Below are 14,681 nucleotides of genomic sequence, written 5' to 3'. Positions count from 1 at the left end.
AAGCCATGGGGAGGATCAAGCCAATGCTCTCACGGCCCCTCCCGCTCGCGGGAGGGGTTTTGCGTTGAGCGCCCCCGTCGCACCCGCTATGCGCAGCGCATCATGACCAGCACCCGCTCCCCGCTCGCGCCCGCAACCTTCCCCACCCTCCCCGACATCGCCGGGGTGACGCGCCGCGTCGCGCGCGCGCAATACAAGAATTGGGACCGCTGCGACCTCACTTATATCGAGCTGACACCCGGCACGACCGCCGCGGGCGTGTTCACCCGCAACATCTGCTGCTCGTCCGAAGTCGAACTTGGCCGCGAACAGGTCAAGGGCGGTATCAGCCGCGCGCTGATCGTCAACGCCGGCAACAGCAACGCTTTCACCGGCTATCGCGGCCGCGAGGCGGTCGAACAGATTATGGCGCAGGTCGCCGATCACCTCGGCTGCGCGCAATCGGAAGTCTTCGTCAGTTCGACCGGCGTCATCGGAGTGCCCTTGCCCAAGGACAAGGCCCGCGCCGGGGTCGCCGCCGCACTCACCGCACAGCCCTGCTCATGGGAAGCCGCCGCCGAAACCATCTGCACCACTGACACTTTCGCCAAAGGATCGGCCGCGAGCGCAATCGTCGGCGATCGCACCGTGCAGGTCGCGGGGATCGTCAAAGGGTCCGGCATGATCGCCCCCGACATGGCGACGATGCTCGGCTATATCTTCACCGACGCCGCGGTCGCCCCCGCGCTGCTGCAGGAGATGCTGAGCGAGGCGACCGGCGGGACGTTCAACAGCATCACCGTCGACAGCGACACGTCCACAAGCGACACCGTGCTACTCTTCGCCACCGGGCAGGCGGGCAACGCCCCGCTCGTCACCCGCGACGACCCCGGCGCCGACGCGCTGTACGCGGCGATCCGCGCCGTCTCGCTCGACCTCGCGCAACAGGTGGTGCGCGACGGCGAAGGCGCGTCGAAATTCATCGAAATTCAGGTGACCGGCGCGGTCAGCGACGACAGCGCCAAGCGCGTCGCGCTCGCCATCGCCAATTCACCGCTGGTGAAAACTGCGATCGCGGGCGAGGATGCGAACTGGGGCCGCGTCGTGATGGCGGTGGGCAAGGCCGGCGAACCCGCCGACCGCGACAAGCTCGCGATCCGCTTCGGCGATCATTGGGTGGCAAAGGACGGCTTGCCGGTCGACGGCTATGATGAGGCACCGGTCGCAGCGCACCTCAAAGGCCTCGAAATCCGCGTCGGCGCGGATCTGGGGCTGGGCGAAGGCCGCGCCACGGTCTGGACGTGCGACCTGACCCACGGGTACATCAGCATCAACGCCGATTACCGGAGCTAAGGCTCCCATAGAAAACCGCTCGCATCGAGCGAAGTCGAGATGCCCATCAATATGGCACAAGGCCGACAGGTGTCTCAACTTCGCTCGACACGAACGGGCTAAAATGTCGCTTAAAGCGCGCCTTCCAGCCAGCCCTTGAGCGCACTCTTCGGCGCCGCGCCAACCTTGGTGTCGGCGACTTCGCCATTTTTGAACAGGATCATCGTCGGAATACCGCGCACCCCATATTTGGCGGGGGCGTTCGGATGATCGTCGATGTTCAGCTTGGCGATCACGACTTTCTCGCCGAGTTCGTCAGCGATTTCCTCGAGCGACGGACCGATCATCTTGCACGGACCGCACCATTCGGCCCAGAAATCGACGAGAACGGGGGTGTCGCTGTCGAGCACATCGGCCTGAAAGCTGTCGTCGCTGATCGCCTTGGTACCCATAATCTGTCTCCTGAGAATGTCTTGTTGGCTACCAAACTAAGGCGTCGGCGGCTCCGGCTCAAGGCCCGCGGCCACCAAATTCGCCTTCGCCGCCGCCAAGCCCGGCTTGTGCGGCGCCAAAACCGCTGCATCGAGCGCAATCAACTGCGGCCCCGCGGTATAGAGCAACGCTGCCTCGATCCGCTTCCCCGGGAAAATCACCCCCAGCGCATCGCGATAGGCCGCCATCTGGCGCAGATAGGCGGGCGCGACCTCGGCGGCGCTGGCGGGAACATGCCGCCCGGTCTTGTAATCGATCAGCGTCACCGCGTCGTCGGTGACGCAAAGCCGGTCGACGATCCCCGCGACGACCACGCCGTCACCGACCACCGCCGACAGCGGCACTTCGGCGAGCGAGCCGGGACCGAACAGCGCGGCATGCGCGGGGTCATCCAGCACCGCCAGCACTTCGCCGACCATCGCGGCGCGCCCCGCTGGATTCAGCTCGGGCGCCTGTGCCGTCAGCCAGCGCAGCGCGGCGGCCTCGCGGTTGGCAGCCGCCACCGGCGGTAACCGCTCGAACAACGCATGGAGCAGCAATCCGCGCGCCACCGCCGCGACGCGGTCGCGGCCCTGCGGCGGGGTCGCGACATCATCGTCGCCCAGCGCCGACGGCGCGAGCGGGCGCGGCGGGCGCGCTTCTTCGGGGGCGGGCTTCAGCGCCCAGTCGGGGATCACCAACGGCGCCACTGTAGCCGCGGCCTTGCCCTCCGACGCCCGCGCCCATTTCTTCGCATTGACCGCGTGGACGCGCTTCGTCCCCCATTGGGGTCCGGCGTCCTGCCAGTCGCAGCCCATATCGGCCATCACCGCATCGACCGCACCATGCCAGCTACCCTCGGCCACGCTCAGATCTTCGGTCTTGGTGATGCCGGTGACCACCAGCAATTCCTCGGCGCGGGTCATCGCGACGTAGAGCAGCCGCCAATGCTCCTCAATCTCGGCGCGCGCCTTGGCGTCGTGCGCCTCGGCGATCCGGCCGTGCCGCTCGTCCTTGCCCAGCCCGAACACCGGCAATTTGTCCCAGCCCGCCAGCGGCAGGTCGAACTTCGTCTGGCGCGGTTTCGGATCGTCGGTTGCGTCGGCGAGGATAACGATCGGCGCCTGCAACCCCTTCGATCCGTGCACCGTCATCACCCGCACGACATCGCTACGCGCCTCGGTCTGGCGCTTGATGTCGGCGGTGCTCGCCGCGATGCGGGTAAGAAAACCGAGTAGCGACGCGACCTCCAGCCGCTCGAAGCTCAGCGCCTGATTGAGCAGCTCGTCGATCGGGTCGCGCGCTTCCTTGCCGAGCCGCGCCATCAGCTTGCGCCGCCCGCCGATCGGGCCCGACAGGATCGTCTCGAGGAAACGGAAGGGCGTGGTGAAATCGGCCATCGACAGCAGGCTGCGCAGCGCAACCATCGTGTCGGCGGGCACCTCTTCCTCGCGGTCGCGCAGATTCTGCCACAGCGATTTTTTCTTCCGCTCATGGGCGAGCCGGAACAGATCATCCTGGCTCCAGCCGATCAGCGGCGACACGAGCAGCGCAGCGAGATTCAGATCGTCGAGCGGCTGGACGGCAAAGCGCATCGCCGCGAGCAGATCCTGCACGCCGAGCGGCTGGGTCAGCGCAAAGCGATCGACCCCGGCGACGGGGACATGCAGTGATTGCAGCCGCGCGACGATCCGCGCCGCAAGATCGCGGCGGCGGCGCACGAGGATCATGATGTCGCCCGGCGCGACGCTGCGCCCGTCCTTGCCGTTCGCAATCCAGTCCTGCACCTCGTCGGCGATCGCGCGCGACAGGCGAAGGCTCGCGGGATCGCTGGCGGCAGCCAGCGGCTCGCCCGGCCCGCTGTCGCCTTCCTCCCCCGCGTCGGCCTCGGCGTCCTCGTCTTCCGCAGCGCCGCCGATCGCCTTGCCCACCGGCAGCGGTTGCCACAGCTCGACCCGCCCCGGATGCTCGCTCTTGAACGGCAGGTGCGGCGGTTCGTCGGAGGCGAGCCCCATCAGTTCGGCCGCCCCCGCTTCGACCCACGCATCGACGACGTCGAGCACCGCGGGGCTCGATCGATAATTGGTGACGAGATCGACTTCCTCGAACGGCCGCCCGCCCGCCAGCGCTTTCTCGCCAAAGCGGATACGCGCCGCCTCGAACGCCGCGGGTTCGGTGCCCTGAAAGCCGAAGATCGCCTGCTTGCGGTCACCGACAGTGAACATCGTGCGGTTGCGATCGTCCTTGGCGCCCTGCCCGGCGAAAAACTCCTCGGCGAGCGCGGCGACGATCGCCCATTGCCGTGTGTTGGTGTCCTGCGCCTCGTCGACCAAAATATGGTCGGTGCGCTGGTCGAGCTTGAAGCGCACCCATTCGCCGAAATCGCCGGCGCGCAGCAGATGCCCCGCGATGCTGATCAGATCGTCAAAATCGGCCAGCCCGCCCTCGCGCTTCGCCAGCGCATAAGCCTCGGCAAAGCGGCTGCCCAAATCCCACGCCGCGGCCAGATCGTCGGCGACGCGCATCGCAGCGGTGGTCGCGATCAGCTCGTCGGCGACCGCGACAATCCGTTCGGCGGCGCTCAGACAGCCGTGCATCTTGCCCGTCTCTTTGGCGAAGTCGGCGCGCATGTCGCCGGTGCCCGTGACGAAGCAGCCGCGCAGCGCCGCAAGCAGCACACCCTGTGCAGCGGGGGCCGCGCCAAGCCATTCCGCCATCAGGTCGGCACGCGCATCGCCGGTCTTGGTGCCCCATGCGCGTCCGCTCACCGCGACTGCGCCAATGTCGGCGGCGGCAATCGCACCGCGCACCAGTTCGGCTTCCAGCCACGCCGCCACATCGCCCTCCGGCAGCTTCAGCGCCGCGCGCACATCGTGGCGCTTCGGCGCCAGCCGCGGCGCGTCGGGCGCCGAAAAGGCACTGGCGCAGCGGTTCAGAAACGCCAGCGCAGCATCCTGCCCGATGCGCAGCGACAGCATCGCCGCGACCACACGCATCGCATCGCCATCGTCGCCCGCATGGCTGAGCAGCGCGCCGAGCACCTCGCGCTGCAACGTCCCCGCCGCGCTATCCTCCAGCGCGCGGAACCCGGGCAAGATCTTTGCTTCCAGCGGGAAGCTTGCGAGCAAGGTCTGGCAGAAACTGTGGATCGTCTGCACCCGGATCGCCCCGCCCGGACTGTCGATCACCGTCGCGAACAACGACCGCGCGCGATCGAGAATTTCGGGCGTGTCCCAGTCGGCCCCCAGCGCCTGCAAGTCGAGCCGCAAATCGCCATCGTCCATCCGCACCCACAGCGCGAGGCGCTCGTGGATACGATGCGCCATTTCGGCCGCCCCCGCCTTGGTGAAGGTGATGCACAGGATCGCTTCAGGCGACACGCCATCGAGCATCAGCCGCAGCACCCGCGCCGACAGCACCTGCGTCTTGCCCGTCCCCGCCGACGCGCCGAGCCAGACATGATCGTCGGGCCGCGCCGCCGCCTGCTGGCCCTCGTCGAGCCGCTTGAGCAATTTGTCGGGGTCGATCATTCCGCGCGCCCGTTATTATCGCCATCGCCGCGCCCGAACCATTCGTCGCGCCGCATCAGCTGATCGAAGTCGGTGTAGCGCCGCCCCGCCTCGCCGGGGGCAAAGGCCTCGCTTCCGAGCAGAAAGCGCGCGGTCAGATCCGCAAGGGCTTCACCCGCGCGGTCGATTGCTTCTTCGGCGCTCTTGAGCTTGCGGCGCCCGCCATGCGTCGGCGCAATCTTGCCGCCGACACCCTTGGCGCGGTCGCGCTTGAGGCTCCAATATTCGAGGCCCGTGACATCGGCGCCATCGACTCCCTCGACCGCGCCCGCCGCCGCGAGCATCCCGAGCAGGCCGAGCTGATTGTCGAGCCCTTCGGCGGCAGCATTGCCGCTCGGCGCCGCGCCGCTCTTGTAATCGACGATCGCAAGGCTGCCGTCGGAAAGCTGGTCGATGCGGTCGGCATTGCCGTGCAGCTTGATCCCGCCAACCTGCATTTCACCGCGAACTTCGCTCGCGACCGGCCAGCGCTCTTCGCGCGCCTGCCACACCGTCTCGGCGGCCCAGCGCAGCGACGGGACGATGCGCGGCAACCAGAAGGCGCGCGCGAGTGCGTCGAGTGCCGGGTCTTCGGAAAGCGCCGCCAATTCGCTCTCCAGCGCCGCCGGGGTCAGCCCGGCGTCCTGCCAATCCTCGAGCAATTTGTGGACGCGCGTCCCGAACCATTTGGCATCGGGGCCGCTGGCCAGGGGATCAAGTTCACTGAGCCGCAAAATCTTCGCGGCGTAAAAAGCATAGGGATCGCGCGCGAGCTGATCGACCCCGGTGACACTGATGCTGTCGGGCCGCGCCGCCGCCGGCGGGCACGGCTGCGGCTTGTCGACAGGGGCATTGTCGCCCGGCGGCACGTCGAGCGCCGCCGCGAACGCGGTCACGCTGACACCATCGAGCATCACTTCGGGAAGCTCGCCCGCGAGCGCGGTCAGCCGCAGCCAGAAGCGCGACGCGACGACCGGGTCGCCGCCGCTGCGCTGCGCGCGCGTGACGACAATATTGCGCCCCGCAAGCGCCCCCGCGAAATCATGCGCCGCCATCCCCTGCTGACGCTCGGGCGCCGCGAGGCCGAGCATGCGGCGGATACCGGGGGCCAGCCACGGGTCGGGCGCCTGCTGCTGCGGCCAGCGCCCCTCGTTGAGCCCGCCAAGGATCATATGGTCGGCGCGCTGCAATCGCGCTTCGAGCAGACCCCAGATGAACAGCCGCGGGTGCCCGCCATAGGGCGGCCGCACACTCTCGCCGCCGAGCAGGTCGGCGAGCATCGCGGGAAATTCGGTGGGTGCAACCAGCGCGGGCCCCGCCCCATCGGCGAGCGTCCAGCGATCGAACAATTCGGACAGTGCACGCCCGGCGGGTCCGGTCCACACCGCATCGCCGGTCAGCCAGCCAAGCGCAGCCTCCAGCGCTGCGAGCAGCGTCGCGGGCGGCGTCGGGGCAGAGAAAGGCGCGAGCGCGGCCTCCAGCGCCGCCGCCATCTCGCTCCACCAATCGGCGATCGCGCGCGCTTCGCTATGGCGGCGCAGTTCCGGGTCGGCCGCAAGCATCGCGATGCGCGCGCTGACCCCAGCCCATCCGGGAGTGAGGCCCGGCTCGCGCAAAATCAGATCGAGGCGCCGAACCTGGTCGAGCCACACCAGCCGCGCGTCGCCCTTGCGCACCAACGGGTGGCCGAGCAGCGCGATCAGCCGCACCGGATCAAATTGGGCCGCAAGTTCGGCGAGCAGCAACAGCAGCGCGCCCGGCGGCGACTGTGCCAGCGCCTGCCCTGCGCTGTCGTCGACCGCTATACCCCAGCGCGCAAGCGCCGCCGCGACGCGCTCGGCGAGTATGCGGTCAGGGGTAACAAGCGCCGCGGTCTCGCCCTCCTTCTCCAGCGCGGCGCGCATCATCAGCGCGATCCCCTGCGCCTCCTGCCCGTCGTCGGCAAACACCGCGCCGCGGATTCCGGCGACGCCTTCGCTCACATCGCCCGCCGCCTGCCAGCGCGCGGTGTAGGCGGCGGGGGCGAAGAGCAGCGAGAGAAAAGGCGCGCGGGCGTCGGGGCCGTCGAACGGCGATGCCGCGTCCCAATCGCTCACTTCGGCGCGCGCGACGCCCATCCGGCCGAGCAGCAATTTCAGATGATATTGCGGATGCGTCTCCAGCGGCCGCGCCTGCGGCGCATCGGGACTCCGCTCGGTCGGCCCCAACGCTTCCCACTCGGGCTCGGCCATGCCGAGGTCGAGCCCCGGCAGCACGACCAGCCCGCGCGGGCAATCGGCGACCGTGCGCAACAAGCGCGCGATTGCGGGCGCTGCGGTGGTGATCCCTGCCGCGACCAGAAAATGCGGCGGCGGCGCGCTTCGCCAGCCCGTGCTCACCCGGTCGAGCAGGCGATTGCGCCGGTCGGCGCGGTCGATCATCCGGGCTTTTGCCAGCAGCCCCGGCCAATGATCGACGAGCAGCCGCAGACGCACCAGCGACGCTTGCCAATGGCTCGCAAACTCGCCGAGATCGAGGTCGACGAGCGCCTTCGCCGTCACCTCTTCATAATGAAGCTGGTCGATTACCCGCCCCAACCCCTCAGCCAGCTGAAATGCCGCCGCGCCAGTGATCGCCGCTTCGCCCGACGGCGAATGGCGCTCGATCAGTTCGGCGAGCATCAAGCGGCGGCGCAGCGGGTCGATCGCCGGCGGGATCGGTTCGGCGGCGTCGATCGCATCGAGCGCCAGCGCGACATTTTCATCAAGGTCGGCGTCGCCTATCACCGCGAGCCGCGGCATCAGCAAGCCGTCCCCCCCCGCACGCACGAACGCCGCCTGCACCGCGCTGCGTGCGCGGTTGCTGGGAAGCAGGATCATCCCGTCGGCGAGCCCCAAGGCGCCGTCGGCAAAGCGCGCGATCAGCCCGGATGCAAGTGCGTCGGCAAAGGCCCGCTGAACCGGGATCGAGAAGAGGGTAGGCTTGGCGTCACCCACCAGAAAGTGCCGCCTCGGTCGGCGCAATCGCCGCCGGGGTGCCGACATCGAACCATTGCCCCATGTGCGCAACGCCGAACAGGCGTCCCGCCGCAATCGCGCGGTCCCACAGGATGTTCGTCGAAAACGCCCCCTCGGGCGCGTCGTCGAGCAGGCGCGGCGAGATCAGCTGGATACCAGTATAGACGAAGGGCGCGATCCGCCCGGCCTTGCGCCGCGACAGCTGGCCATTGGGGTCCATATGGAAATCGCCTTTGCCCGCATGGCCCGTGGCGCTCGCCTGACGGATCACCAACAGCAGTGCGTCCATACGGTCGCCCTCCCAATGGCGCGCGAGATGCTGGATGCTGTCCTCTGGCCCGTCAGTCCAGATATTGTCGCTGTTGACGATCAGGATCGGGTCGCCGCTCAGCTGCGGCAGCGCCTTGACCATCCCGCCACCGGTTTCGAGCAATTGCGCACGCTCGTCAGAAATCGCGATGCTGAACGGCCATGCCCGACCTGCCAGATGCGCCTCAAGCGCGTCGGCCAGATAATGGACATTGACCACGACATGCTCGACCCCCGCTGCGGCAATCCGGTCGAGGCTGTGGTCGATCAGCGGCTTGCCCGCGACGCGCACCAGCGGCTTGGGCCGCGTCGCGGTCAACGGACGCATCCGCTTGCCGATCCCCGCCGCCATTACCATCGCGCTCTCGATTTTCGCAGTCATGCTCCCGCCCGCTCCCACGCCGCCGCGCGCTTGTCAGGGGAAACATTCGCATCGAACCACGCGCGCACCGGCGCCAGTGCGGGATGCGTAAGGTCGCGTTCTAGCAGCCCCCACATGCGCGGTTGAAAGCTTTTGTAATGCGGCTTGTCGTCGCGCTTCCACAGCCGGACGAAGACCCCCAAAATACGCGTGTTGCGCTGTGCCGCGAGCGCCCAATAGGCAGCTTCGATGTCACGTCCGGTCGCGGCTTTGTAGCGCGCGAGCATCGCCGTCTCGACCGCCGGGCTCACATCGCGGCGCGCATCCTCGAGCACCGAGGCAAGGTCATAAGCAGGGTGGCCGACCAGAGCGTCCTGAAAATCGAGCAGGCCATAATGGGCGATCCCCTGTTGGCCCGCGACCAGCATGATATTTTCGGCATGATAGTCGCGCAGCACGGTGACACGCGGCAGGCCGTCGGCATCGACGGGCGCGAGCACCGCGGCCCAAGCGGCGCGAAACGCGTCGCGGTCAACCTCCAGGCCGAACGCGGGGCAATACCAGTCGGTGAACAGCATCACCTCGTCGAGCCATTGCTCGATCCCGTGAACCGGAAGTCCGATCATCGGGGGCCGCGCATGGAGATGGACCAAAAGGTCGGTCACGCCGGTATAATAGTCCGTCTCGGCGTGCGGATTTTCGTCGACCGTCTCGCGCAGCCGGACGTCGCCGAAATCCTCGATCAGCAGCAACCCCTGCGCAAGGTCGCGCGCGAGGATCGTCGGGGCGTTGAGCCCGCTTTCGCACAGCCATTCGGCGACCGCGATGAAGGGACGTGGATCCTCGTGTGGCGGCGGCGCATCCATCAACACCGCACGCCGGTCGCCATCGACGACGCGAAAATAACGGCGAAACGACGCATCGCCGGCGAGCGGCAAAATCCGGGCATCGCCCCAGCCATGCGCGGCGAGAAAGGCGGGCGCATGGGCGGGCGGAATCATCAAAGCGGCCATCGCGCTTCCCAAGCGGGCGGCACGGACGCTGTCAAGACGCGCGCGCTGCCGTTGCCCGAAATCCTGAGATCGAGCGTGCCGGGCCAGCCGCCATCGCCCAGCCGCTCCGGCCATTCAATGAGCAACGCGCCGTCGTAGAGATAGTCGTCGAGACCAAGTTCGATCAGTTCGCCCACATCCTCGATCCGATACAGATCGACATGCGCGACCGGCAAATCGACCTCGGGCGGCGCATAGGGCTGGACGATCGCAAAGGTCGGGCTCGGCGCCTCGCCCGCGAGGCCCCGCGCCTTCAGCATCGCGCGCGCCAGCGTTGTCTTGCCCGCACCGAGATCGCCCGACAGCGCAACAACGTCACCGGGCCTGAGCGCCGCACCGATCGCTGCGCCGATGCGTCCGGCTTCGTCGAGCGTGTAATCGAGCGTGTAATTTGTCATGCGCCGCGCGGCAGGCTGACCCGCACCATCGTGCCCTGCCCCTTTTCGCTCATCACTTCCATCGTCCCGCCATGCGCCGCGACCAGCTGGCGCGCGAGCGCTAGGCCGATGCCCCCGCTCGTCGTGCCCGCTTGCTGCCCCTGGGTCACCGCGGCGACCGCTTCGGGCATGCCGGGGCCATTGTCGGACACGACGATCTCGATGCGCTTCGCATCACCCTCGGCATGAAGCAACACGCGGCCGCCGCTGCGCCGGGTCGGCGATGTAAAGCGGATCGCATTGTCGAGTAGCCCGGCGACGAGGCGCGACAGCCGCGGCGCATCGCCTTCGATGCTGCCGAGATCGCCCGACAGATTGCCGACCAGTTCAACCTTCTCGGCTTTGGCAAGCGCCTTCGCATCGCCGAGCGCCTTGTCGAGCAGTTTCCACACATCGACTGGCGCGCGCTCGATCGCAAGCGTTCCTGCCTCACCCTGCGCCAGGTCGAGCACATTGTCGATCTGGCGCCCGAGCACCCCGACCGAATCCATGATCGCATCGACATAGACCTGCTGTTGTTCGGCGAGCTTGCCGACATAGCCCGCCTGCAACATCTCGCCAAACCCGCCGATCGAAGTGAGCGGTGTGCGCAGTTCATAACTCATCCGCGACAGGAAGGCGGTCTTGACCTTGTCGGCCGCCTCCAACGCCTCATTGCGTTCGCGCAGCGCGCTTTCCATCCGCCGGCTGTCGCTGACGTCGAGCATGATCAGCAGCGCATTGCCGTCGGGCAGCGGGATCGATGCGAAATCGAAATGGCGTCCGTCGGCGAAACGCACCTCGCCGACGCGCTGGGAGCGTTCGAGCGTCGCGGCGCGGATCACCTCCTGGACGATGCTGATCTGGTTGGGCTTCGCCAGCCGGTCGGCGAGCCCACCCATCAGCACATCGACGCGCGGATGCGCCGCCAAAGTTCCTTCATCAACGCCCCACAGGCGCCGGAAACGCTGGTTCCAAAGATGCAGCCGCCCATCAGGCGCGAACACCGCGATCGCCTCGAACAAATTGTCGAAGGTCGCTGTGCGTACGCGCAGCAGCGTGTCGCGGGTCGAGGCGAGTTGGACCTGCTCGGTGCGATCCTCGGCGATCAGCAGCAACCCGCCGTCGGGGGTCGGCTGCGCGACGACGCGCAAATGCGTCCCGTCGCGCAACAGCCAATCCTCTTCGGCGGCGTCGGCGCGCGCGAACCAGTCGACATGCGCCTGCCGCCACATCGGATAATCGCGCACTTCCGGCGTCCGCCCGCCCTCGCGCCACGCATCGAGCAGGCGCGCGAAGGGCGGCGCTTCGGCGATGACGTCAACTTCCAGCGCAAACAGGCGGCGGAAGGGCTGGTTGGCGAAGTCCAGCCCTTGATCGGGTCCGAATTGCGCAACCGCCGCCGACAGTCGGTCGAGCAGGTCGCGCTGAGTATCGGCAAAACGGCGATGCGCGCCGCGCTCGCTCTCCAGCTCCTGAATGTCGATGGCATAGCCCGCGATCCCGATCGTCCGGCCGCCTTCGGGCGCGAGCGGAATATCGACGACGCGCATGATCCGCCGCTCGCCCTCAATCGTCACCGGGATGGTGCGCGTCTGCGCGGCGCCGTCGATGCGTGCCTGCTCGGCAGCTTCGGCGGCGCTGATCCCGGCGATCGGTTCGCACAGTTCAATCCCCTCGCCGATCACCGCCGTCGCGCTCGCTGCTTCGACCGCGCGGACATAGGCGCCGTTGACCAGCGCCAGTTGCAGGCCGGTGTCGCGGAACCACATCGGGAAGGGCGCGGCCTCGATCAGCCCCGACAGAGCCTCAAACGCCGCCATCGCTTCGTCCCGCTCAGCCTGCGCCCGCGCCAGCGCCTGCTGACCGTCGGTCGCATCGCTGAGCCAGAGCAACACGCTTCCTGGCCCGCCAACGGCTTGCGGCGCGGCGGCGCCGTGGATGACGATCGTGCGTGCGCTGCCTTGCGGCCGGATGCTCAGCGCGAAAGGTTTGGCACCGCGCTGAGCGCCGATGATCGCCTGGCGCAACGCATCATGCCCCGCCGGATCGAATCCGGTGTCGATCCCGCGCAATTCATCGAAGTCCCGCGGACCACGCTCGAGCCCCAGCCAGCGGCCCAGCCGCTCGCTTGCCTCGATCCGCCAGTCGCCGCGAACGATCACCGGCAGTTGCGGCGATGCCTCGACCAGGCTCGCAAGCCGCTCGCTCTGCCCGGCGACAAAGGCCGAGCGGCGCTGCATCGCAATGCCGCGGCCGACCGCCCATAACCCGGCGAGCAGCCAAAGTGCGGCAAACAGGCCGATCACAAAAAGCAGGGTCGGGGAAAGCCCGTCGCTCATCCCGCAAATTTTCCCAATTTATCCGACGTCGGCCCTGCTCGCATAACGGTCAGCCCTAGAGGCGATGGAGTAAGGTTTCAATCGCATGTCATCGCGGGTCGCCGCAACTCGCCCCGGAATTGCGCGCGACCATGGATTAAGGGGTTCGCGAAGAGACGCAACGGCCGATCACGAGGCTTCGATTTTGCGAACGATCCCGTGGCCGATACAAAAGAGGGCGGCAAAAGCCGCCCTCTTTCTTTCTCTGCGTCCTTTGCACCTCCCGGCGGATCTTTCCGACCCGCCTGAAAGTGCCTGCGCGGATCAATAACGATAATGATCGGGCTTGAACGGGCCTTCGACCGGCACGCCGATATAGTCGGCCTGCTTTTGGGTCAGCTTCGACAGCTTCACGCCCAGCTTTTCGAGGTGCAGCGCCGCAACCTTTTCGTCGAGATGCTTGGGCAGGACGTAAACGTCATTGCCGTAATTCTCGCCCTTGGTGAACAGTTCGATCTGCGCCAGCACCTGATTGGTGAAGCTCGACGACATCACGAACGACGGGTGGCCGGTGGCGCAGCCGAGGTTCACGAGGCGGCCCTTGGCGAGCACGATGATCTGCTTGCCGTCCGGGAATTCGACGAGGTCGGTGCCCGGCTTGACTTCGGTCCACTTGTAGTTGGCGAGCGCCGCAATCTGGATCTCGCTGTCGAAGTGGCCGATGTTGCAGACGATCGCCATCGGCTTCATCGCCGCCATATGCTCGGCGGTGATGACGTCGGCGTTGCCGGTCGCGGTGCAGAAGATGTCGGCGCGCTGGACGGCTTCGTCCATCGTCACGACCTCAAAGCCCTCCATCGCCGCCTGCAGCGCGCAGATCGGATCGATTTCGGTGACGAGAACGCGGGCACCGCCGTTACGGAGCGACTGGGCAGAGCCCTTGCCAACGTCGCCGAAACCGGCGACCGCGGCGACCTTGCCGGCCAGCATCACGTCGGTGGCGCGACGGATCGCGTCGACCAGCGATTCCTTGCAGCCATAGAGATTGTCGAACTTCGACTTGGTGACGCTGTCGTTGACGTTGATCGCGGGGAAAGGCAGTTCGCCCTTCTTGGCGATTTCATACAGACGATGGACGCCGGTTGTGGTTTCTTCGGACACGCCCTTCAGCGCCTTGACGGTCTTGGTCAGATAGCCGGGGTTTTCCGCGACAAACGCCTTGAGCGCGCGCTGGAATTCGACTTCTTCTTCATTCTCGGGTGCCGGCAGTTCGGCGCCGGCCTCGATCTTCGCGCCCCACAGCGCGAACATGGTGGCGTCGCCGCCGTCGTCGAGGATGATGTTCGAAACCGTGTCGCCCCAGCTAAAGATGCGGCCGACATAGTCCCAATAATCGGCGAGGCTTTCGCCCTTCACCGCGAACACCGGAATACCCTGCGCGGCGATCGCGGCGGCGGCATGATCCTGGGTCGAGAAGATGTTGCACGTCGCCCAGCGAACTTCAGCGCCCAGCGCGACCAGCGTTTCGATCAGCACCGCAGTCTGGATTGTCATGTGCAGCGAACCGGTGATGCGCGCACCCTTCAGCGGCTGCGACGCGCCAAACTCGGTGCGCAGCGCCATCAGGCCCGGCATTTCGGTTTCGGCGATGTTGATTTCCTTGCGCCCGAAATCGGCAAGCGCGATGTCGGCAATCACATAATCACGGGCGTCGGCGGCGAGAGTGGCCACGGCTAGTCTCCTGTAGGCGAGTTCGGCCGCAGGCGAGCGGCCACGAAATTATGTTGCGCGCCCTAGCCGAAAGAGGGCCTCAGATCAAATATAAACTTTTCTTTATATCGCAAATCCGGAGCGATTGGACGACGCCAAATCCTCCCTGTCGCGAAGCGATGGGGA

Annotated in this window: 9 protein-coding genes; 1 reads left to right on the top strand and 8 read right to left on the bottom strand. The window is 67.1% G+C overall.

Annotation, left to right across the window (positions count from 1 at the left end):
• The first annotated feature begins 102 nt into the window (after positions 1-102).
• Positions 103-1,332: a bifunctional glutamate N-acetyltransferase/amino-acid acetyltransferase ArgJ gene (gene argJ / locus AC1RRJ_RS14085; RefSeq protein WP_493123714.1), complete on the top strand. Its 1,230-nt coding sequence runs from the start codon at positions 103-105 to the stop codon at positions 1,330-1,332.
• Positions 1,333-1,442: 110 nt separating this feature from the next.
• Here the strand turns inward: argJ and trxA are convergent, their stop codons facing one another.
• The 8 genes from trxA to ahcY form a co-directional block, all read right to left on the bottom strand.
• Entirely contained in the window at positions 1,443-1,763 is a 321-nt protein-coding gene (trxA, locus tag AC1RRJ_RS14080; protein ID WP_088472922.1) for a thioredoxin TrxA, read from the bottom strand.
• A 36-nt stretch (positions 1,764-1,799) separates the two neighbouring features.
• Positions 1,800-5,312, bottom strand: a complete 3,513-nt coding sequence (gene addA, locus AC1RRJ_RS14075; RefSeq protein ID WP_493123712.1) for a double-strand break repair helicase AddA — start codon at positions 5,310-5,312, stop codon at positions 1,800-1,802.
• On the bottom strand, positions 5,309-8,305 hold the full coding sequence (addB, locus tag AC1RRJ_RS14070; protein WP_493123710.1) for a double-strand break repair protein AddB: 2,997 nt from the start codon (positions 8,303-8,305) through the stop codon (positions 5,309-5,311). The genes addA and addB overlap by 4 nt, the downstream gene beginning before the upstream one ends.
• Positions 8,298-9,017 carry a nucleotidyltransferase family protein gene (locus AC1RRJ_RS14065; RefSeq protein ID WP_493123708.1) on the bottom strand — a complete coding sequence of 240 codons (720 nt, stop codon included), beginning with the start codon at positions 9,015-9,017 and terminating at the stop codon, positions 8,298-8,300. Before AC1RRJ_RS14065 ends, addB begins: the two co-directional genes overlap by 8 nt.
• The gene (locus AC1RRJ_RS14060) at positions 9,014-9,997 is read right to left on the bottom strand and encodes an aminoglycoside phosphotransferase family protein (RefSeq protein ID WP_493124145.1); all 984 of its coding nucleotides are present in this window, start codon (positions 9,995-9,997) and stop codon (positions 9,014-9,016) included. The genes AC1RRJ_RS14065 and AC1RRJ_RS14060 overlap by 4 nt, the downstream gene beginning before the upstream one ends.
• Positions 9,997-10,446 carry a tRNA (adenosine(37)-N6)-threonylcarbamoyltransferase complex ATPase subunit type 1 TsaE gene (gene tsaE / locus AC1RRJ_RS14055; protein WP_493123706.1) on the bottom strand — a complete coding sequence of 150 codons (450 nt, stop codon included), beginning with the start codon at positions 10,444-10,446 and terminating at the stop codon, positions 9,997-9,999. Before tsaE ends, AC1RRJ_RS14060 begins: the two co-directional genes overlap by 1 nt.
• Positions 10,443-12,806 carry a PAS domain-containing sensor histidine kinase gene (locus tag AC1RRJ_RS14050; protein WP_493123704.1) on the bottom strand — a complete coding sequence of 788 codons (2,364 nt, stop codon included), beginning with the start codon at positions 12,804-12,806 and terminating at the stop codon, positions 10,443-10,445. Before AC1RRJ_RS14050 ends, tsaE begins: the two co-directional genes overlap by 4 nt.
• 303 nt (positions 12,807-13,109) lie before the next feature.
• The gene (ahcY, locus tag AC1RRJ_RS14045) at positions 13,110-14,516 is read right to left on the bottom strand and encodes an adenosylhomocysteinase (protein ID WP_493123702.1); all 1,407 of its coding nucleotides are present in this window, start codon (positions 14,514-14,516) and stop codon (positions 13,110-13,112) included.
• Positions 14,517-14,681 lie beyond the last annotated feature (165 nt).

Source organism: Sphingopyxis sp. GW821-FHT12C06, from assembly GCF_058807415.1.
The sequence above is the reverse complement of the archived record's forward strand: the minus strand, read 5'-3'. Positions and strand labels throughout refer to the sequence as shown.

Coding starts and splice junctions, on each gene's coding strand:
- addA (WP_493123712.1), bottom strand. CDS start 5,312: ATGATCGACCCCGACAAATTGCTCAAGCGGCTCGACGAGGGCCAGCAG.
- AC1RRJ_RS14065 (WP_493123708.1), bottom strand. CDS start 9,017: ATGACTGCGAAAATCGAGAGCGCGATGGTAATGGCGGCGGGGATCGGC.
- AC1RRJ_RS14060 (WP_493124145.1), bottom strand. CDS start 9,997: ATGATTCCGCCCGCCCATGCGCCCGCCTTTCTCGCCGCGCATGGCTGG.
- argJ (WP_493123714.1), top strand. CDS start 103: ATGACCAGCACCCGCTCCCCGCTCGCGCCCGCAACCTTCCCCACCCTC.
- tsaE (WP_493123706.1), bottom strand. CDS start 10,446: ATGACAAATTACACGCTCGATTACACGCTCGACGAAGCCGGACGCATC.
- AC1RRJ_RS14050 (WP_493123704.1), bottom strand. CDS start 12,806: ATGAGCGACGGGCTTTCCCCGACCCTGCTTTTTGTGATCGGCCTGTTT.
- trxA (WP_088472922.1), bottom strand. CDS start 1,763: ATGGGTACCAAGGCGATCAGCGACGACAGCTTTCAGGCCGATGTGCTC.